Below are 18,089 nucleotides of genomic sequence, written 5' to 3'. Positions count from 1 at the left end.
TACGGGCCGCCTTCGCGATGCTCGTCGGATCGGCCCCCGACATGGCGGTCGTCGGGCAGGCCGGCGACGGGCGGGAGGCCGTGCGACTGGCCCGCACCGAGCGGGCCGACGTGGTCGTCATGGACATCAGGATGCCGGGCACCGACGGCATCGAGGCGACCCGGCTGATCGCCTCCACCGAGGACCTGGCCGGGGTGAAGGTCCTGGTCCTGACGACCTACGACACCGACGAGAACGTGGTCGAAGCGCTGCGGTCCGGAGCGTCCGGCTTCCTCGTGAAGGACACCAGGCCGGCGGAGCTCCTGGCCGCCATCCGCACGGTGGCCGGCGGCGAGTCGCTCCTCTCACCGGGCCCGACGGCCCGGCTGATCGCCCGGGTGCTGCGCACCCCGGGTACGACCCCACGGACGGCCCCGGCCCCGGCCGCCCTCGACCCGCTCTCCGACCGGGAACGGGAGGTCCTCACCCTCGTGGCCCGGGGCCTGAACAACACGGAGATCGCCGACGCGCTGGCCCTGAGTCCCCTCACCGCGAAGACCCACGTGAGCCGGATCATGGGGAAGTTGCGGGTGCGCGACCGGGCGCAGCTGGTGATCGTGGGGTACGAGTCGGGGCTCGTGGCGCCGGGAGACCGTGAGCCGTGATGTCGCGTCCCCGGAGGCTCCGAGGTGACCCGGCTCCCGGGTGATCACCGCTCGGCGCTTGGTGTGCGGGGCCGACGGGAGCGGGTAACGTCTTCGGCATGTTCTTCCAGACGTCGATTCACGAGTGAGAGCGTGACGGACCCCTCCCGACGTCCTTCTGTATCGCCGGGTCCGTCTCCCACCGACGAATCCGTAGATCACTTCACATCACCACCGGGAGAACCCATGACCGACAGCAAGAACATCAACAACCCCGTGGGCCAGGGCGGCGGCCAGCGCAAGAAGCTCTCCCGCGCCGAACGCCAGAACAACGGTCCGCACCGCAACCTCGACCGCAAGAACGCCGCCGACCAGAAGGCCGAGCTGGTGCGCAAGATGCGCGAGAAGGCAGCCGCCGCCGCGACCGAGGACACCACCGAACAGAGCTGACGTGCGCCCCGCTCCCGCGGGGCGCACCAGCGGCGTCACCACCCATCGGCTCGGTGACGAAGAAGGCCCGGGTCGCCGACCCGGGCCTTTTTCGACGCTCGGGTGACGGTGGCGAGGACGCGCCCTGTGCGGGGACCCTTGCCCTCGCCCTCCAGGAGCACGGGTCAGAGCCAGCCCTGCTGGGCCGCCTTCAAGCCGGCCTCGAAACGGCTGGTGGCTTGCAGGCGTTCCATCAGCGCGGACATCTGGCGCCGGACGGTGCGCAAGGACACACCGAGTCGATGGCCGGCCGCCTCGTCCGTCATTCCGGAGGCCAGCAGTTTGAGGAGTTCGACCTCGCCCGCGGAAGGTCTGGAGTCGGTGGGGCGGGGACGGTCCGCGCCGAGGGGGACGGCGGAGCCCCAGGTCTGCTCGAACAAGGTCAGGAGTGACGCCACGATGCCTGGCGCGCTGGTGCACAGAGCGCCCAAGCGGGAGTTGGCGGGGTCGATCGGGACGACGGCCACCGTCCGGTCGAAGATCAGCAGGCGGGGCGGCAGCAGCGGGCTGGTGCGCACCTGGCCGCCCTCCTCCGTCAGCCACCGGGCGTAGGCCAGCGTCATCCGATCGTTGCGTGCGCTGTCCTGGTAGACCGAGCGCATCTCGATGCCGCGGCCCAAGGCGCGCCGGTCGAGCGGACGCGACGCCTCCAGGCTGGCCTCGGACAGCGCACCACCGGGCAGGATCGCCAGGCACTCCCGCGTCAGCCCGTGTGCGAGCTCTTCGAGCCGGCTCTGGATGGCGTCCATGCCCACGAGCCGTTCCGCGCCGTCGACCGCAGTATTCGGGCGTAGCTCCGCGAACTCGGATACGGCCTGGGCCGCGGCCGCCTTGCTGCGGGCCAACTCCTGCTGACGGCGGATCAGGTCTTCCTCCTGGCGGCGTAGCAACAGCTCCAGGCCCAGCTCGGGGCTCACTGCGCGCAGCGCGCCAGGGCTGTCCCGAGACGGCCTCAGCAGGTCGAGGTCGACGAGCCGGTCCAGGCCGTCCCGCACCTGCGTCTCGGTGAGACCGAGGCGTACGCACAGCTCCACGACACCCCCCGACGGATCGGCCAGCATCCCCCGGTACACGGCTTCCACGTCCGGTCCCAAACCCAGCGATTGCAGCACTACTCAGCCCCCCAGCTGAACGTCGGCCCCTCGTGCGGGCGGCCGGTTCCGTGATCGTAAGCCACGAGTGGCACCAAGGTGACAGGCGTCTTGGTGCCATCTCAGAACCCTTCTGTGCAGGTCAGGAGGGCAGCAACATGGTGATCACCGGAACGGCGGGGGCGAGAGTCCCTGACTCGGGCCAGAGCCGCAAGGACGATCCGGAGCAGCGCGCAGCAGCAGTCACCCGAACCAGCTCCACGACCTTCGAACCAGGGGATCCCATGTCCCGCACCGCCCGCATCGCCGCTGCCACCGCCCTCTCCGCCCTGCTCTGCGCCGGAGCCGTCACGACCGCCTCGACCGCCGTTACCGATGGGGGGACCAAGATCACTGCGTCCGGTCCGGGCAGCATCAACTGGGACACCGCCCTGATGGCCGGCACCAACAGCATCAACTGGGACTGACCCTGATGCACGTCATCCGCACCTCGCTCTCCGGGACTCCCCAAGGTCCGGCCCAGGACAGCGCGCCGGCCCTCGTCGCCGATCTGATCTGGGCGTACACCGCCCCGTCCCACGGCCTGGAGCACCTGCGGGCCAAGGCCACCGACGAAGGCATGGACGTCTACCTCTTTCTGCGAGCCGCCTCCGAGGCAGCAGCCCTCGACCAGGCCCACGCCATCCTCGCCGGCGCCCATGCCCCCCTCGTCTCGCACGGCTACCACGCCACCGCGACGCACCGCTGACGCCGCCTTCTCCGCTCAGCGCCCCGACTTCCCTGAACCGAGGCCCTCTTCGGCCTGCCTAATTCCAGGAGCCCCGTCATGTCCCGCACCGCCGCGCCCCGTCGCGTCCGTACCGCCGTGCTCGCCACTGCGGGCGTCCTTGCCGCCGCCACCGTCTACGGGCTGGCCCAGCACGCCGATGCCTCGGACGCCCCGCTGAGCGCGACGGCGGCCGGCTCGGCGAGCGCCGAAGCAGCACCTGCCGCCACCCCCGCGGGACAGACGCCGTCGGAGCAGCCCGCCACCGGCGCCGTCACCCCGAGCGCGTCCGCCACGGCCGGCAAGAGCCCGGCCAAGAGCCCGGCCAAGAGTGCGGACAAGAGCAAGGACAAGGGCTCGAAGGCGGTCAAGGGCGGCGGTGTCGCCGTCCAGGCCCTGGAGGCCGAGCGGGTGGAGCCGGCCCAGCTCCCGGACAACGCCCAGCAGAAGTGGAAGGAGCTGGCGCCGGCCGTCACCCAGCCGCTGACGCAGGAGTTCCAGCTCAACGAGTGCGTATCGGTGGCGGGCGCCACCAACTGGCGGCAGCAGGCCTTCATCAGCTCGCACAAGACCCCGGCCATCCAGAACTCCCTCTCGTTCAAGGACGAGGCGGCGGCGAAGTCGGCGTACCAGCAGGTCCTCAACGGCATGAACTCCTGTGCCCAGACCAGCCAGGCGCTGCAGAAGCAGTACAAGCTGACCCCCGACGCCGCGGTCCAGCAGACGGCTACCACCGACAACGGCCGTGCATGGTCCCGCCGTTGGAGCGGTGTCCAGGGCATCTCGGCATCCGGCGCTCAGACCAACCACATCTACGTGGTCCAGCGCGGCGCCGTACTGACGCTTCTCACCTTCGACGAGTGGGACTCCGCCGCGCCGTCGTCCTACGACCTCCGCTCGGACGCCGCCGTGCTGGCCATGCTCGCCGGCTGACGTCCACCCACCGACTTGGCATCACCGCACCACCGCACCACCCCCGCTCGCTTCCCGACTCACTCCCAGGAGACACCCATGTCCCGCACCACGCGTTCCAAGGTCCTTCGCTGCACCTCCACCCTGATCTCCGCCGGCCTCGCCGCGACCGCGCTGACGACCGTGGCGGCCGCTCCCGCCCAGGCCGCGTCCTCCAAGGGCGGAAAGATCAGCCGCAGCGAGGTGATGGCCCGCGCCCAGTACTGGGTGGACCAAGCGGTCCCGTACAACCAGTCCGGCTACCACACCGACGGTTCGGGCACCAACTACCGCGAGGACTGCTCGGGTTACGTGTCCATGGCCTGGCACGCCACGCAGTCGTACACCACCTGGACGCTGCCCGACGTCTCGTCCGAGATCAGCAAGTCCTCGATGCTCCCGGGTGATGCCCTGAACTACACCGAGCAGCACGTCATCCTGTTCGGCGGCTGGAAGGACAAGGCGGCGGGCACCTTCACGTACTACGCCGAGCAGAACAGCAAGGTCCCGACCAGCAAGTACACGGCGAACATCAACAGCAGCTCGGTGGCCGGCTGGCCGACGAGCCTCTACAAGGCGCTCCGCTACGACAACATCGTCGACGACACGAAGCCGGCCAACGCGGGTGTGTACCGTCCGTCGGATCAGACGTTCTACGAGCGTGACGGTTCGGGCAACACGCTGGGTTCGGCGATGTTCGGGAACCCGGGTTGGAAGCCGCTGATCGGTGACTTCAACGGTGACGGCAAGGACACCGTGGGCGTGTACGACCCGTCGACGGGTGACTTCCACCTCTCGAACGACAACGGTTCGGCGGCCGTCTCGGTCCGTTTCGGCAACCCGAACTGGATGCCCCTGGTCGGTGACTGGAACGGCGACGGGAAGGACTCGGTCGGCGCGTACGACCCGGTCGCGCAGAAGTTCTACCTCTCCAACGACAACAGCTCGGTCGCGGCGAGCTTCGTGTACGGCGTGGCGGGCGACGTTCCGCTGGCGGGTGACTGGGACGGCGACGGCAAGGACGCGATCGCGGTCTACCGGCCGAGCAACGCCACGTTCTACGAGGGTGACCTCTCGGGCAACACCCTCGGCAACGCGATGTTCGGCAACCCGAACTGGACCCCGCTGATCGGTGACTGGAACGGCGACGGCGTGGACACGATCGGCGTCTACGAGCCGGCCACCCAGAAGTTCAGCCTCTCCAACGACAACGGCTCCGTGGCGTCGAGCTTCGTCTACGGCAACCCGGGCGACGTCCCGATCGCCGGCGCCTGGTAGCGCAGAGAGGTCTAGACAATAGAGAAGGCCCAGGTCTGCGACCTGGGCCTTCTCTATTGAGTGGATGACGGGAATCGAACCCGCGCTATAAGCGTGTTGACCGTTGTTCACTGCTCCGGCCGGCACGCAACGGCACGCCCCGCTCGGAGTGCGGTCGCACGGTGGACCGGGATGTGTCCGTGGTGCTCGCCGGTCAGCGGGGCCGGCGGGGAGCCTCCAGGGAGTCGAGCCAGCCGAGGAGGCGGGCTCCCTCGCGGATCATGATGCCCGGGTCGCGCAGGGCGTTGGCCAGGAGCGACATGCCCTGGTAGCCGGAAACGAGAGTGACGGCGAGGTCGTCCGGGTCGGGCAGGCCCAGGGCGCGGAACTGCTGTCCGGCCCAGTCGAGCAGGCGTCGGATCACTGCGCCGGCCTCCGCGTCGAGGGTCCCGTCCGCGCGCTTGTCGAGTTCGACGGCCAGGGTGCCGGTGGGGCAGCCGTAGCGGGCGGCGATGTCGCGCCGGCCGACCCAGGCTTCGATCAGGGCCTTGAGGCGGTCGAGCGGGTCGGGCAGCTGGTCCAGGGCGCCGGTGAGTTCGTCCAGGTGTGCGCTGTGCTCGGACAGCGCGGCCTGGACCAGCTCGTCCTTGGTTTTGAAGTAGTAGTAGACGTTCCCGACGGGGACGTCGGCCACACGCGCGATGTCGGCGAGAGTGGTCCGTTCGACGCCTTGCTCGTGCAGGACCTGAGCCGCCGCGGCCGTGAGTCGTCGGCGCTTGTCGGCGGCCCGCGCCACCCGGGGCTTCACTGAGTCAGTCACCCAACCAACTATAGACAGCGCCCGGATGCTCGCTTAGAGTCTCATCGAGTCAGCCGACTAACTAATTTTCTTGGGGGATCGCAATGATCGTGGTGACGGGTGCGACCGGCAACATCGGGCGGACACTGGTGCCGCTGCTGGCCGAGGCCGGCGAGGAGGTCGTGGCCGTCTCGCGGCAGCCGCACCCCGCTGGGCTTCAGGCCGGAGTTCGGCACGTCCGGGCCGACGTCGGAGATGCCGCGAGCATGAGGCCGGCCCTCGATGGCGCCGACGCCCTCTTCGTCCTGCTGGGCGGCGAGCTCAACGGCCACGGCGAGAGCCCGAAGGCCCTGCTGGACGTGGCCGAGGCGGCCGGGGTCGAGCGGGTCGTCCTGCTCTCCTCCCAGATCAACTCCACCCGCCCCGAGGCCCCCTCGCACACCCGCCTGCGCGAGTTCGAGGCTGTCGTGCGTGCGTCCGGACCGGACTTCACCATCCTGCGCCCGGGGGGCTTCGCCTCCAATGCCTTCGCCTGGGCCGAGTCGGTCCGCACGAAGCGCACGATCTTCGCCCCGTTCGGAGATGTGGCGCTGCCCGTCATCGACCCGGCGGACATTGCCGGGGTCGCTGCCGCCGTGCTGCGCGAGGACGGCCACGCGGGCCGTACGTACGACCTGACCGGCCCCGAGGCGATCAGCCCGCGGTGGCAGGCCGCGGCGATATCCAAGGCTTTGGGCGAGGAGGTGACCTTCGTGGAACTGTCCCGCGAGGACGCGCACGCGCACATGGCGCAGTTCATGCCGGAGGAAGTCATCGGCGGCACGCTGGACGTCCTCGGTGTCCCGCTGCCGGCCGAGCTGGAGATCAGCCCCGACGTGGAGAGCGTGCTCCATCGTCCGGCCAGGTCCTTCGGTGACTGGGTCGCGCGCAACCTGCCGGCCTTCCGGTAGGAGGAGTTCCGGCGGCCCGGACGAACTCGATCCGGTGAGCGGCGACTTGTGGTGCGTGGAGGGCGCGTCGAGATCGGATAGGCCCAGACAATGAAGAAGGCCCAGGTCGCTGACCTGGGCCTTCTCTCAAGAGCGGATGACGGGAATCGAACCCGCGCCATAAGCTTGGGGATCACCGTTCTTCCGCGCCCCATCTGGCCGTTGACCATTACAAACGGGTGCCAGGGCGAACCCTGGGGCTCGCCCTGGCACCCGCCGTTGACCGCTGTTGCCCGCTCTGGCTGGCATGAGAGTGGCACGGTCGGGAGCCACCGTTGCTGACGTAAGACGGACCCGCCAAACACCTCCCATGACCGTCAAGCGAGTCCAGAGCCAATGACGTCAAGCAAGTCTTGGCACTGCATATCTCAGGGCAGGCAGGCAGGCAGGCAGGTCGGGCCCGGGAGTGATGCGGTGGCGGTTCAGATGTAGGGGCTTGTCGAGCTGTACGAGCTGTACAGAGCCTCCGGGCTGTCGGGGACGGGGGCGTACGGCATGAAGGCGTGCCGGCGGTGACGGCCGGATTGGCTCGCCTCGTGCTCCGGGGGGAGCTGCGCCATCAGCCGTCCTTCGGCGGCAAGAATCTGCGATCGCAGGAGTAGGTCCTTGATGCTCAGGCCGAGTTCTTCGGCAACGGTCTGAAGGTCGAGGCCGGATTGCCAACTCCACTGCAATACGGAGTCCATCCCGGCCGTCCAGTCCACCGGGGCACCTGAAGTCTTGTTCTCGGACACAGGCGTATGAGCAGGCCACGCTGCCTCCGGGCGCGGATAGGGCATATGTGCGCGCATGGCTTCCGCGTGCGCATGCCATCCGCGATTCGGGACGGGCGGAGGCAGCTGGGGGGACGTTTCTGCAGGAGGGGTGACCGGTGGAGCAGGCTGAGGGGACGCTTCTGGAGGAGGGCTGACAGACGGAAGAGGCTGAGGGGACGTTTCAGCAGGAGGGGTGACGGGTGGAGCGGGTTGGTGGGACGTTTCTGCGGGAGGGGTGACGGGTGGAGCAGGCTGAGGGGACGTTTCAGCAGGAGGGCTGACAGACGGAAGAGGCTGAGGGGACGTTTCGGCAGGAGGGGTGAGCAACTGGTCGGCGACGGTACGGGCGTCGTCCTTGCCGACCGTGCGGCGTGCGACACGTACCTCGCGTTCGTTCAACCCCATCAGGTCGGCAACGGCGGCGTCGCTGCCTACCGTCAAGGCGAACGCGGCCAGTGTCCTGGTCCGGCTGGCCAGTGCCTCGTCCATCACCGCCTGAGCCTGACGCACCCGTTCGTCCGTCCTGCAGAACGCCTCGGCCAGCAGCGCGTTGCGTTCCCATAGTTCACGTGTCTCCACGCCGCATCAACGTTTCTGCGACGTCCGCGACACACCGATGGCGGCCACATCACCCGAAGGGCGTATCAACATGAGAGGGCCTCGCCCGGTAACTCCTGACCCGAGCCTGCTCCGGCCCCGCAGATGTTGTTCCGTTCCCGAGGCCGATCACGCCGGCGACGATCAGGCCGAGCAGCGCGGTATCCCGGCAAGCCCCGGCCGGGAGCCTCACACTGGTCCAGCTCGTGGGTGCAGAACCTGCGAAGCAGGGCGTTCATCGGCTGGAGCCCTTCCGGGCTCAACCGCCCGACGTCTGAACTATCGCCCATACCAGCAACCTACTTGGCCTCGTCCGGACACAAGTGGCGCCGAGATCTCCACCCTGCCCCGTCAACGACAGGCCCCTCACTGCCGGCTGACGGGGATCCCGTAGACGATCTCGCACAGCGCGGGCCGGCCCTGGTCGCTGGAGTAGGTCCGCCGGATGTGTGTGACGGGTGCGGCCTTCTGGATCCCGAGGAGCGATGCCTCCTCGACGGTGGCGTGCCGCGGCTCCGGCTGTTCGACCGCATGGCTGACGGTGACTTCGAGCTCGGACATGCGGTTCACGACGCCCACCCCTGCGTGCGGTCCGCCCTCGGGAGGCACGACGAGGCTGCCGGCGGTGAGCTCGTACGGTTCCCAACTCGTCGACAGCTGCACCGGCCTTCCGTCGGCGAGGAACTCGTAGACGGGCCGGACGCACAAGTCGCCGTCGGCGATGCCGAGCCGCCTGGCGATCTCGACCGGTGCGGGCACCTTCGCCTCGGTACGGCTCGCCCAGTGCCCTTGCTTGCCCAGTGCCTGCATGTCCGAACGGAACGGTGAGCCACCTGGCTGCTCACGGGCCGAAGACCGGACCACGCGCACACGCCTACGGGGCTCAGCGACGTACGTGCCCGAACCTGCGCGGCCTTCCAGCACACCTTGTGAGCTCAGGAGCTCCTGCGCCCTGCGCACCACGTTCTCGCCGACGCCGCATTCTTCGGCGATCTCCTCGGAGAAGGCGGCGATGATCTACCAGCACTCCAACCTTGAGCGACAGCGCGAAGTCGCCGCCGGGATCGATGCCCGGGTGCAGGCCATGCGTGCCAAGGCATCTGGCACGGATCTGGCACGGGAGGGGTAGAGAGGTCTAGGCAACACAAAAGCCCCAGGTTGATGACCTGGGGCTTTGTTATGGAGCGGATGACGGGAATCGAACCCGCGCTATAAGCTTGGGAATCTATGGCGCGGATCGCACCCATGCGCCGTCTGACCTGCGGGAATCCGTTCTTCGCGGTGGGTTTCGAGGGGTCTCTCCACTCCGGTTCTGACCGCTGTTGACCGTGCTTAAGGGCACGGTTGGGGCACGGCCTTCGTGGGGCTGCCCCACCGGCGGTGCGAGGCCTGCAGCGTGTCCGCAATCCGTCGCCACTGGTGGGTGCCCGGCGTTCGGGATTGCTCGCGCAAGCAGTCGGCCGAGCGGGGCTGGAAGTGGTCAACCGCCGCACGGCAGCCACGTCGGGCAGGCCAGGCGCGGACACGGCGTATCTGCTGGATGCGACGGTGAAGTTCCGCCGGTCCACATCCTTCCATCCAGGCGCGTGGCCGGGGCCGGGTACGTTGCACCCATGGCTGATTTCTTGATCGTGATCACGACCGTGGACAATCAGGACGCCGCGCGGAAGCTGTCGCGCTCGGCAGTGGGGGCGAATCTGGCCGCTTCCGGGCAGGTGACCGGGCCCATCGAGACGACGTACCGGCATCTCGGCGAGGTCTGCGAGGGCACCGAGTTCCAGGTGACCTTCCGTACGGCCGGTGACCGGCGCGAGGCGCTGGAGAAGCACCTGGTGGACAACCATCCCTACGACTCGCCTGAGGTCATCGCGTTCGCGATCGACGCCGGCCGTGCCGAGTACCTGGACTGGATCACCCGGGCCACTCGCTAGCCTTTGGCCCGCTCCAGCAGCGCGCTGACGGGGGCCAGCGACCGGTGGGGCTCCAGTCGCTTGGCCATCAGGCGGGCCCGCACCATCGGCCGGATCGAGGCGAGTCCCTCGGAGAGGTCGAACACCCGGGTCGTGATCGCTGTCGCGTGCTCGATCTCGCCGGCGTCCAGGTAGGCCGCCGCGAGCCACGACAGGTAGAGCGCCTTGTCGCGGGATCGGGAGTCGTCGTACCGGCCCAGGGCGTCCTCCAGCGCTGGGATCGCCCGCAGGGGCCGGTGCAGTTCCGACCAGCACCTGCCCGTCATGATCGCGATCTCGTCGCGGTCCACCCAGTACGCCCAGTCGGGGCCCGGCCCGTCGCCGGGCTCGTGGATGGCCTCCTCGGCGAGGCCCAGGGCGTAGTCCGCCTCCCGGGCGTTCCCCGAGGTCGCGTGCTGCCAGGCCAGCCGGTCCGCCAGCAGTGCCCGTACGACGGGTGCAGTCCCCGACCCGAGCGCCTCGTACGCGGCCGTGGCGAACCGGATACCGGCGTTGCCGCCCGCGGTCCATTCCAGATACGCGAGGAAGGCCAGCGAGTTGCCTTCCAAGGCGTTGTCCTCGGCGGCGCGGGATGCGGCCAGGGCAGTCATGTAGTGCCCGCGGGCCTCCTCGTACTGGCCTGCGTCGTAGGCCGCCCATCCGGCGAGCTGGGCCTGTTCGGCGATGATGCCGCGTAGGCCCCGGCCGGTCGCCTCGCTGTAGACCCCTTCGTCGGCCAGCCGGGTCGTGGCCTCCAGCTCCCGGACGTACATCTGGTAGGTGTCTCCGCCGCCCACGAAGTCGTCCAGGCGCCGGAGTCGGGCGGTGCGCTGACTCAACTGCCGTGGTACGTCCGCTCCGATCCTCCGTCCTGACGAGAGCAGCGAAGAGGGCTGTATGACGGCGATCCCGGCGCCGGCCGAAGCCGTCATGAATCCGCGGCGGTCGAACACTTCGTTCTCCTGGTCGGTCTGGTTCCTCTGCTCTTGGCGGCGAAGGCGCCGTGCGAGAGCCACGGCCCGGCGCAGTACCTCCTCCGGTACGCCGAACTCCGCGGCCAGCAGGGACCGCGAAGCCGGGTCCGGCAGCCGTTCGTGGGTCTCCCACCTGGAGACCGCGCCCTGCTCCAGCGGGTACCCCCGTCGGGCGGAGAGATCGGCCGCCAGGCCTTCCTGCGTGCGCCCGCCAGCCATCCGCAGGCGCCGCAACAGCGGCCCGATCGGTTCCACGCCGTCGCCCTCGTTCGTGGTCATCATCGCCATCCCCCGACCGTTCGCAGAGCCCGGATTCCAGCGTGGCCATAAAACCTGGCCATGTCCCCGGAATGGCCATGCCGTCTGGCCCATCCGTCCAAACGCGTACGGCAGTTGACTGGTTACAGCCGCCAGGGAAGGTGGCCTCCCCCTCGCAGCGGGCCGCAAGGCCGTACCCCATGTCGCACCTGCGGCCCGCTGCGTCCCCGGAGCCAAGCGCCAGCCCGAGACCGAGGAGAGAGCCGTGGCCCCTCAGATCCGTCCGCGTCAGCGACAGACCGTGCCCGGCTGGGTCAGCGAAGGAACGCCGGTCTTCGATCCGCTGGAGAACCGGCGGGGCATCGTCCAGTTCATCGGCGAGTACGAGGACCCGGCCAGCCGGGTCTCGTACGCGAACGCCGTCTTCGCCCGGCCCGAGGGCGGCGGCATGGAGTGGGTCGTCAAGGACCCCTCCAGCTTGGAGCGCGGCTGAACCGCAGAACCTCGTGGGGCTGGCGCCAGCAGCTGGCCGTCCTGCTCTACGTCGCGTCCGTCAGCGCTCTCGTGGTCGCCCTGGCCGTCGCAGGTGATCCCGGGCGCTGACCCCGCGGGCCCCCGCCCGGCACCACACCCAGATTTCCTGCAGGAACCCCTGCGGGCCCCATCAGGACCAGGAAGGAGTACGGGATGAACGAGAACGCTCCCACCGAGCAGGCCAGTGGCCTGCTGATCGGTGTCCGCCGCATCAACGCGGCACGGTCGCGCGCCGAAGAGGCGTCCGACAACACCGGCGGCAAGTCGGACATGAACGACACCTGATCGACCGAGGAGACCCACGGTGATTGATTCCGCATCGTGGGCGCAGCGTCTGGGCGGGGACACGTTCCTCGCCCAGACGTGTTTCCGCGTCCACGCAGTGATCCGCTCTGCCGACACCGCCGTCCCCGCTCTGCTGACCTGGGACGACATCAACGAGATCGTTGCCGCACACCGGTTGGAGCCTCCCCGCATGCGGCTCTCCCGCGCCGGGGAGGCCGTACCCGCGACCGCGTATTCCGTCTTGCGCACGAACCGGCGCGGGGTGTCCTGGTACCAGCCCCAGCCCGCCGAATTCCACGCACGCCTCGCCGAGGGTGCCTCCCTCGTCATCGATGCGATCGACCAGATCCACCCGCCCGTCCGGGAAGCCGCCGCCGGCCTCGAACGGTTCTTCCGGACGCCCGTCCAGGCCAACGCGTACGCCTCCTGGACGGCCGAGGAAGGGTTCGGTACCCACTGGGACGACCACGACGTCGTGGTCCTCCAGCTCGAAGGCTCCAAGCGGTGGAAGATCTTCGGCCCCACCCGACAGGCCCCGGCCTGGCGCGACGTCGAAGCCCCCGAGGCCCCGACGGGCGAGCCGATCGAGGACATCGTCCTGACGGCCGGCGATGCGCTCTACCTGCCGCGCGGCTGGTGGCACGCGGTGAGCGCCGACCAGGGCACCGCATCACTCCACCTCACCTTCGGGCTGGCCACGCAGACTGGTGCCGAGTTCCTCGGGTGGCTGTGCGACGACCTCCGGGCCAGCGCAACCGTCCGCTCCGACGTCCCCCGCTTCAGCACCCCCGAGGAGCGTTCGGACTACCTGGGCGCCGTACGCAAGGAGGTGCTGGCCGCCCTGGAGGATCCGGCGGTCCTGGACAGGTGGGAGAGGTCGCTGGACACCACGCACCCGGGCCGGCCGCGCCTTTCCCTGCCGTACCTGACGACCGTTCCGCCCGAGCCCGGGATCACCGTGCAGGGCACTGTGCCCCGGTCCCGGGTGGACCAGGACGCCGAGACGGTGACCTTCTCCGGCGCCGGCCGCGAGTGGACCTTCGCGGCACCGGCCGCGCCCTTGCTACGCCGCCTCGCCGCTGGGCAGCCGATCACGCTCGGGGACCTGGCCGCCGAATCCGGACTCACCGTCGGCCAGTGCGCCGAGGTCGTCTCGGCCTTGGTCGGCGGGCAGGCCGCCGCCGTCATCGGGGCGACCAGGTGACCGCCGCACTCGGGCTCGGGACGTACCGGGTGCGCGCTGTCGAGGAGGCGGCGCGCACCGTGTGCTCCGACGGGTTGGTGTGGCTGGACACCGCACCCAACTACGGCATGGCTCAGCAGACACTCGGCCCGGTCATCACCGACCACCCCCGCGTGATGGTCGCGACGAAGACTGGGTTCTTCACCCGGCTGGAAGGCGAGGCCGCGGTGGCGGCCGGGGTCCTCACACCTGCCGAAGCCGCCGCCGGCCACAGCCTCCACCCCGGTTTCGCCAGATGGCAGACCGATCGCTCGCTGGCGGCCCTGGGCCGCGCCGACATCGTGTTCGTCCACAACCCCGAGCAAGGTCACGCCGACCGTGCGGTGCTGCACGCACGGTTGCGCGACGTGTTGTCCGTACTGGAGGAGTACGCCACCGCGGGCCGCATCGCCGGATACGGAGTGGCCACCTGGTCCGGCTTCCAGCACGAGGCATTCACCGTCCCCGAACTCCTCGGTCTGGCCAAGCAGGCAGCCGGATCGGGTGAACACCACCTCGGTGCCGTCCAACAGCCGGTCAGTCTCGTCATGGCCCGCCCGATCGCGCTCGCCCTCGACGGGCGGGGCCCGCTGGTCCAGGCCCGCGCGGCCGGCCTGCTCACCTTCGGCTCCTCGCCCCTGCACGGCGGTGAACTCCTGGACCTGGCCACACCCGAACTCGCCGACTTCATCCGCCCCGGCAGCAGCCCGGCCGCCGCTTGCCTCCTGGCTGCGGCGTCCTGCCCGAGCCTCGACGTGGTACTGCTGTCCGCCAGTACGCCGCAGCACTGGAAGGCCGCCAAGGAGGCCATCGCCTCCCCGCTCGAACCGGACCAGCTCAGGAGGGTCACCGATGTACTCGCCCAAGGATGAGACCACCAGGGCCCGCATGGAGGCCGCCCTCGCCACTGCCTCCTCGCACCTGGCCACCGCGCCGAGGGGGCCGCTGTCCTGGGGGTGGCTCGGCCGCACCATCGGCTCCCGTACCGAGAGCGGCCACTGGCTCCGGGTCCACTGCGGCGAGGCCGCAAAGACCCCCACCACCCGGAACGAGGGCATCGCGCTCGCCGAGGAACGGGTCTCGGACAAGGTGTCCCGCCCCCACCTCCACGACCTGTACCGGTGGGAGGGCGGGGACTACGTCTTCGAGGCCGAGCTGATCGACTACATCGCCCAGCCCGTCATCTCCCCCGAAACCCCCGACCTCACGGAGGACCCGGAACTCCCGAACTCCTGGTGGACGGCGCTGCGGGAGAGCCTGGACGCCCTCAGCAGCGCCGAGCCGCCCCGCGAGACCATCCGCCAGTCCTGGGCGGACCGCGTGTTCCCCGAATTCCTCGGCATCCCCGCGCCGGCCATCACCGACCGCGTCACCGGCCACGCCGACCTCCAGTGGGCCAACCTCACCCACCACCCCCTCGTCATCCTCGACTGGGAACGCTGGGGCGCCGTCCCCGTCGGCTACGACCCGGCCATGCTCTACGTCAACAGCCTCCGCGTCCCCGCAGTCGCCGAACGCATCCGCACCGAATTCGCCGACGTCCTCGACACCCCCGCCGGCCGGATCGGCGAACAGATCGCCCTCGCCGAAATGCTCCAAGCCGTCGGCCGCGGCTGGTACGTGGAGCTGGCGCCACTGCTGCGCCAGCGCGCGGAGGGATTAACGGGGGTTCTTCCTCCAGTCGCCGAGACCGGCTCGAACGCTTCCTGATGTCCACACTTCACGTCGCTGGGGTAAGACCGCCAACAAGCAAGAAGGCATGAGGAAATGATCGAACGGGTTCGCGCCGTTCTCGTCACCGCTGACGACACGATGCTGGTCATCCGCCGCACCAAGCCGGAGATCCCGGAGTACTGGGTGCTGCCTGGTGGCGGCGTCGAGCCCAGCGACGAGTCCAGGGAAGCCGCCCTCCATCGGGAGATCCACGAGGAGATCGCGGGGAAGGCCGACATCGTCCGCCTCCTCCACACACTGGAGTCCGACGACGAGCGCCAGCTCTTCTACCTCGCCCGCATCGCGACCTGGTCCTTCGAGGACCGCACCGGTCCCGAGTTCAGCGCCGAGGGCCGCGGCGAATACGCGCTGGAGCAGATCCCTCTGACCGTGGAAGGGCTCGGCGGCATCGACCTCAAGCCCGAGGAGATCGCCCACGTTCTGCGGGGCGCCACCAGCGACGGCACCCTGGCGGAGGAGCCCGCTGCTTAGCCCCTCGGCGGAGCGGACAGCGGGATGCGCCTTGTTCCTTCGGGGAACAACCCGGATGTTCCTTTGGGGAACACCGCAGGTGTTCCCCAAAGGAACATGGAGGCCGCCAGTGACCGTGGCAGCCTTCGGGCTACCTGCTGCTTCGGCGGGGCGGTTGCTGCCGCGAGGGCCCGGGGGCAGCTGCGCTCGGGCCCCGGCGGGTGGTGCTGCCGGAGTCTGGGCGAGCGGGCCCCTCACCCGTTGCGTGGACAAGGCGGTGCAGGCGCCAGGTCAGGACGTCGCTGATCGAGGTGGCGGTGTCGAGCTCGCGGTGGCGGGCGGCATCGGCGAGCAGGGTTGCGGGGGCGAGGCCGGCGATCTCTGCGTCGGCAAGGGTCGCGGCGAGTGCAGGCCAAGCGGGCTCGGCAAGGATCTGGTCGGCCAAGTCCGGGAGGGCATGACGGACGATGACGCCCTGCCGCTGCACAACCGAGACGGCGAGGTGGAGGCCGCGCTCGTGGACGACTGCCAGGGGCTGGATGGTGCCTGCCAGGTAGGTGTTGCGTAGGTGCTCGGCTGTCTGACGGGCGGCTTCGGCTTGCTGGTCGTGGTGGCGGGTGTGGTGCCAGTGCTGTGTTGCGACGACGGCCAGGAGGATGGCGTCGAGGAGGATCGCGAGAACGGCTCCGTCCTTGGGGGCGGGCTCGCGAACGATCGCCTTGACCGCCCGCCGTGTGGCCTGGGCCTGCTGGGGGTGGGCGCGGATGCGGGAACGGCTGGCGCGCTCGAAGGCGGTGGCTGCTTGGGCAAGCTGGTGCTTGTAGTCGGCGGGAGCGATCAGGGGCAGTGCGTCGAGGGTTTCGGCGAGCACGGTGATGTGGGCCTGGGCTGTGGTGTCGTCGGCCTGGGCGAGGATCTCGGGGATGCGGGTGGCCGCGTCGGTGACCTGCTGCCAGGCCGTACGACGACGGCTGGGCTGGTCCGCGGGGGCGGATCGGGTGGGTGCGAGGCGTTCGCTGATCCTGGGGTAGGAGAGGTCGGGGGCGAGGGTGGAGCCGGAGAACCAGATGGGCTCGCCCTTGGCGTTGGTGTCGTCGGGGAGGGCGACCTTGTAGCCGCGGATGTCGCCGGACGGGAAGTGCAGGACGTTTACCAGGACGCCCGTGCCGCGGACGATGGTGAAGAACTCCTCGGTGTCGGTGGCAGCTGCCACGGCCGTGCGGACGGTGGTGCGCAGCCTCTCTGCCGGCGTGACCGTACGGCCGGTGCGGCGGGCCTTCTCCTGCTCGGCGCGGGTGGGACGCCGGGCTGCGGTGCGGTCACCGCGTGGGACCTGTCGCAGGCCGTACTCCTCCTCTATGGCGACGAGTTCCTTGTCGGCGCGCGGGCGGTCGTTCCAGTGACGGGCCGGGGTGAGGTCGCCGCGGACCTTGGTGGCGACGATGTGGATGTGGTCGTCGGCGTGGCGGACGGCGACCCAGCGGCAGGCGTCGGGGTCGCCGGCGGGCGCGATGCCGGTGGCGTTCAGGACGCGGCGGGCGATCACCGCCCAGTCTTCGTCCGACAGGATCCGGTCCTCCGGGGCGGCCCGGACCGAGCAGTGCCAGACGTGCTTGTCGGGGGCTTGGTCGCCGGCCTGCTTCACGCGCAGGTCGAGGGCGGTGGCGAGCTGGGCGAGTGTGGCGGCCTCGTCGCGGCCGGGGTCCGGGGCGAAGCCGTCCCAAGACGCCACCAGGTGGGGGTCGGTGTGCTCGTTGGCGCGTCCCGCCCCGTAGAGGTAGCGCAGTACACCGTGAGTGCTGGCGCCGGCCTTGCCGATCTTCGCGATCAATCAGGCCGCCTTCTTGAACGTGGCGGCCTTGTCCGCCGCCACATCGATCGATGTGGCGGTCTCGCGGGCCAGGCCGAGGACCCATCCTGCTTCCGAGAGGACGGCGGTGTCCCCAGAGTGTGGATGGCCGCCTGCGTTGAGCTTGTGGGCGATCTGGTTGACATTGGAGCCGATCCTGGCGACCTCGGTGCGCAGGGCGGCCAGCTCGTCGATCAGGTCGTCGTGGCTGGTGCGCTGGTCGGGCAGGGTGAGGTCGCCTTCCAGGTGGGCCATGACGATGGCGCCGACGAGGCGCGCGCCGGCCAGGTTCAGGCGGCGGGCCTCGGCGGTGATCGCGGTGTGCTCGTCGAGGCTGTAACGGACGTCGACGCGCATCTTGCGCTGCTCGGTGTCACGGGCACGGCGGCGGGCGACGCGGTACAGCGCGGCTTCGTCGGCGGCGCGTACGGGCACGGCGGCGCTCCCTTCCCCCTCCGGTGCGCCCTCGCGCCGGAGCCCCGCCTCCGCCACCCCCGGGGCGGAGGCGGTGTTGGAC

The 18,089-nt window shown here is 69.9% G+C and carries 21 protein-coding genes; 14 read left to right on the top strand and 7 right to left on the bottom strand.

Going from position 1 to position 18,089, the window contains the following annotated elements:
* Positions 1-17: 17 nt before the first annotated feature.
* Together BCL76_RS10045 and BCL76_RS10040 are read left to right on the top strand one after the other, a co-directional pair.
* Complete coding sequence (locus tag BCL76_RS10045) at positions 18-644, top strand: response regulator (RefSeq protein WP_109779450.1); 627 nt, start codon at positions 18-20, stop codon at positions 642-644.
* 225 nt (positions 645-869) lie between these two features.
* Positions 870-1,073 (top strand): DUF6243 family protein, encoded by a 204-nt coding sequence (locus tag BCL76_RS10040; RefSeq protein ID WP_109779138.1) that lies wholly within the window; start codon positions 870-872, stop codon positions 1,071-1,073.
* A 164-nt stretch (positions 1,074-1,237) separates the two neighbouring features.
* Here the strand turns inward: BCL76_RS10040 and BCL76_RS10035 are convergent, their stop codons facing one another.
* Positions 1,238-2,224 (bottom strand): helix-turn-helix transcriptional regulator, encoded by a 987-nt coding sequence (locus tag BCL76_RS10035; protein WP_109779137.1) that lies wholly within the window; start codon positions 2,222-2,224, stop codon positions 1,238-1,240.
* A 263-nt stretch (positions 2,225-2,487) separates the two neighbouring features.
* On the opposite strand from BCL76_RS10035, the gene BCL76_RS10030 reads away from it, so the two are divergent.
* The 4 genes from BCL76_RS10030 (at position 2,488) to BCL76_RS10015 (ending at position 5,198) form a co-directional block, all read left to right on the top strand.
* Complete coding sequence (locus BCL76_RS10030) at positions 2,488-2,670, top strand: hypothetical protein (protein ID WP_109779136.1); 183 nt, start codon at positions 2,488-2,490, stop codon at positions 2,668-2,670.
* A gap of 5 nt (positions 2,671-2,675) precedes the next feature.
* Entirely contained in the window at positions 2,676-2,951 is a 276-nt protein-coding gene (locus BCL76_RS10025) for a hypothetical protein (protein WP_109779135.1), read from the top strand.
* A gap of 78 nt (positions 2,952-3,029) precedes the next feature.
* Positions 3,030-3,902, top strand: a complete 873-nt coding sequence (locus BCL76_RS10020; protein WP_109779134.1) for a hypothetical protein — start codon at positions 3,030-3,032, stop codon at positions 3,900-3,902.
* 78 nt (positions 3,903-3,980) lie between these two features.
* Positions 3,981-5,198: a VCBS repeat-containing protein gene (locus tag BCL76_RS10015; RefSeq protein ID WP_109779133.1), complete on the top strand. Its 1,218-nt coding sequence runs from the start codon at positions 3,981-3,983 to the stop codon at positions 5,196-5,198.
* A gap of 193 nt (positions 5,199-5,391) precedes the next feature.
* Here the strand turns inward: BCL76_RS10015 and BCL76_RS10010 are convergent, their stop codons facing one another.
* Complete coding sequence (locus BCL76_RS10010) at positions 5,392-5,997, bottom strand: TetR/AcrR family transcriptional regulator (RefSeq protein WP_109779132.1); 606 nt, start codon at positions 5,995-5,997, stop codon at positions 5,392-5,394.
* Positions 5,998-6,080: 83 nt separating this feature from the next.
* Here BCL76_RS10010 and BCL76_RS10005 point away from each other — a divergent pair, with 83 nt between their 5' ends.
* Positions 6,081-6,926: an SDR family oxidoreductase gene (locus BCL76_RS10005; RefSeq protein WP_109779131.1), complete on the top strand. Its 846-nt coding sequence runs from the start codon at positions 6,081-6,083 to the stop codon at positions 6,924-6,926.
* A gap of 461 nt (positions 6,927-7,387) precedes the next feature.
* Here the strand turns inward: BCL76_RS10005 and BCL76_RS38885 are convergent, their stop codons facing one another.
* A complete protein-coding gene (locus tag BCL76_RS38885; RefSeq protein WP_181382498.1) occupies positions 7,388-7,699 on the bottom strand; it encodes a hypothetical protein in 312 nt (103 codons plus the stop codon).
* Between the two features lie 984 nt (positions 7,700-8,683).
* Positions 8,684-9,334 carry a GntR family transcriptional regulator gene (locus BCL76_RS09995; RefSeq protein ID WP_109779130.1) on the bottom strand — a complete coding sequence of 217 codons (651 nt, stop codon included), beginning with the start codon at positions 9,332-9,334 and terminating at the stop codon, positions 8,684-8,686.
* Between the two features lie 596 nt (positions 9,335-9,930).
* Between BCL76_RS09995 and cutA the strand changes: the two genes are divergently transcribed.
* Positions 9,931-10,248, top strand: a complete 318-nt coding sequence (gene cutA / locus BCL76_RS09990; RefSeq protein WP_109779129.1) for a divalent-cation tolerance protein CutA — start codon at positions 9,931-9,933, stop codon at positions 10,246-10,248.
* On the opposite strand, the gene BCL76_RS09985 is transcribed toward cutA, so the two are convergent.
* A complete protein-coding gene (locus BCL76_RS09985) occupies positions 10,245-11,528 on the bottom strand; it encodes a helix-turn-helix domain-containing protein (RefSeq protein ID WP_109779128.1) in 1,284 nt (427 codons plus the stop codon). The two genes, cutA and BCL76_RS09985, sit on opposite strands and share 4 nt — an antisense overlap.
* Positions 11,529-11,763: 235 nt before the next feature.
* Here BCL76_RS09985 and BCL76_RS09980 point away from each other — a divergent pair, with 235 nt between their 5' ends.
* From BCL76_RS09980 to BCL76_RS09960, 6 genes are all read left to right on the top strand, one after another.
* Positions 11,764-11,991: a hypothetical protein gene (locus BCL76_RS09980; protein ID WP_109779127.1), complete on the top strand. Its 228-nt coding sequence runs from the start codon at positions 11,764-11,766 to the stop codon at positions 11,989-11,991.
* A gap of 194 nt (positions 11,992-12,185) precedes the next feature.
* Positions 12,186-12,317 carry a hypothetical protein gene (locus tag BCL76_RS39635; RefSeq protein ID WP_258054030.1) on the top strand — a complete coding sequence of 44 codons (132 nt, stop codon included), beginning with the start codon at positions 12,186-12,188 and terminating at the stop codon, positions 12,315-12,317.
* A gap of 19 nt (positions 12,318-12,336) precedes the next feature.
* Entirely contained in the window at positions 12,337-13,521 is a 1,185-nt protein-coding gene (locus BCL76_RS09975) for a cupin domain-containing protein (protein WP_109779126.1), read from the top strand.
* Positions 13,518-14,411, top strand: a complete 894-nt coding sequence (locus BCL76_RS09970) for an aldo/keto reductase (RefSeq protein ID WP_109779125.1) — start codon at positions 13,518-13,520, stop codon at positions 14,409-14,411. Before BCL76_RS09975 ends, BCL76_RS09970 begins: the two co-directional genes overlap by 4 nt.
* Positions 14,392-15,249, top strand: a complete 858-nt coding sequence (locus tag BCL76_RS09965; protein ID WP_109779124.1) for a hypothetical protein — start codon at positions 14,392-14,394, stop codon at positions 15,247-15,249. Before BCL76_RS09970 ends, BCL76_RS09965 begins: the two co-directional genes overlap by 20 nt.
* Before the next feature lie 57 nt (positions 15,250-15,306).
* Entirely contained in the window at positions 15,307-15,744 is a 438-nt protein-coding gene (locus BCL76_RS09960) for an NUDIX hydrolase (RefSeq protein WP_109779123.1), read from the top strand.
* A 130-nt stretch (positions 15,745-15,874) separates the two neighbouring features.
* Here the strand turns inward: BCL76_RS09960 and BCL76_RS09955 are convergent, their stop codons facing one another.
* Together BCL76_RS09955 and mobC are read right to left on the bottom strand one after the other, a co-directional pair.
* Positions 15,875-17,554 (bottom strand): relaxase/mobilization nuclease domain-containing protein, encoded by a 1,680-nt coding sequence (locus BCL76_RS09955; protein WP_109779122.1) that lies wholly within the window; start codon positions 17,552-17,554, stop codon positions 15,875-15,877.
* Entirely contained in the window at positions 17,555-18,007 is a 453-nt protein-coding gene (gene mobC, locus BCL76_RS09950) for a plasmid mobilization relaxosome protein MobC (RefSeq protein WP_309136815.1), read from the bottom strand. It lies immediately after the preceding gene.
* Positions 18,008-18,089: the final 82 nt, after the last annotated feature.

It is taken from the genome of Streptomyces sp. CG 926 (assembly GCF_003148825.1).
GTDB lineage: Bacteria > Actinomycetota > Actinomycetes > Streptomycetales > Streptomycetaceae > Streptomyces.
The sequence above is the reverse complement of the archived record's forward strand: the minus strand, read 5'-3'. Positions and strand labels throughout refer to the sequence as shown.

Bases quoted from the DNA above. Each gene is read 5' to 3' on its own strand.
- BCL76_RS10045 (WP_109779450.1), top strand. From the start codon at position 18: ATGCTCGTCGGATCGGCCCCCGACATGGCGGTCGTCGGGCAGGCCGGC.
- BCL76_RS10015 (WP_109779133.1), top strand. From the start codon at position 3,981: ATGTCCCGCACCACGCGTTCCAAGGTCCTTCGCTGCACCTCCACCCTG.
- BCL76_RS10005 (WP_109779131.1), top strand. From the start codon at position 6,081: ATGATCGTGGTGACGGGTGCGACCGGCAACATCGGGCGGACACTGGTG.
- BCL76_RS10020 (WP_109779134.1), top strand. From the start codon at position 3,030: ATGTCCCGCACCGCCGCGCCCCGTCGCGTCCGTACCGCCGTGCTCGCC.
- BCL76_RS09960 (WP_109779123.1), top strand. From the start codon at position 15,307: ATGATCGAACGGGTTCGCGCCGTTCTCGTCACCGCTGACGACACGATG.
- BCL76_RS10030 (WP_109779136.1), top strand. From the start codon at position 2,488: ATGTCCCGCACCGCCCGCATCGCCGCTGCCACCGCCCTCTCCGCCCTG.
- cutA (WP_109779129.1), top strand. From the start codon at position 9,931: ATGGCTGATTTCTTGATCGTGATCACGACCGTGGACAATCAGGACGCC.
- BCL76_RS09965 (WP_109779124.1), top strand. From the start codon at position 14,392: ATGTACTCGCCCAAGGATGAGACCACCAGGGCCCGCATGGAGGCCGCC.
- BCL76_RS39635 (WP_258054030.1), top strand. From the start codon at position 12,186: ATGAACGAGAACGCTCCCACCGAGCAGGCCAGTGGCCTGCTGATCGGT.
- BCL76_RS10040 (WP_109779138.1), top strand. From the start codon at position 870: ATGACCGACAGCAAGAACATCAACAACCCCGTGGGCCAGGGCGGCGGC.
- BCL76_RS10025 (WP_109779135.1), top strand. From the start codon at position 2,676: ATGCACGTCATCCGCACCTCGCTCTCCGGGACTCCCCAAGGTCCGGCC.
- BCL76_RS09985 (WP_109779128.1), bottom strand. From the start codon at position 11,528: ATGGCGATGATGACCACGAACGAGGGCGACGGCGTGGAACCGATCGGG.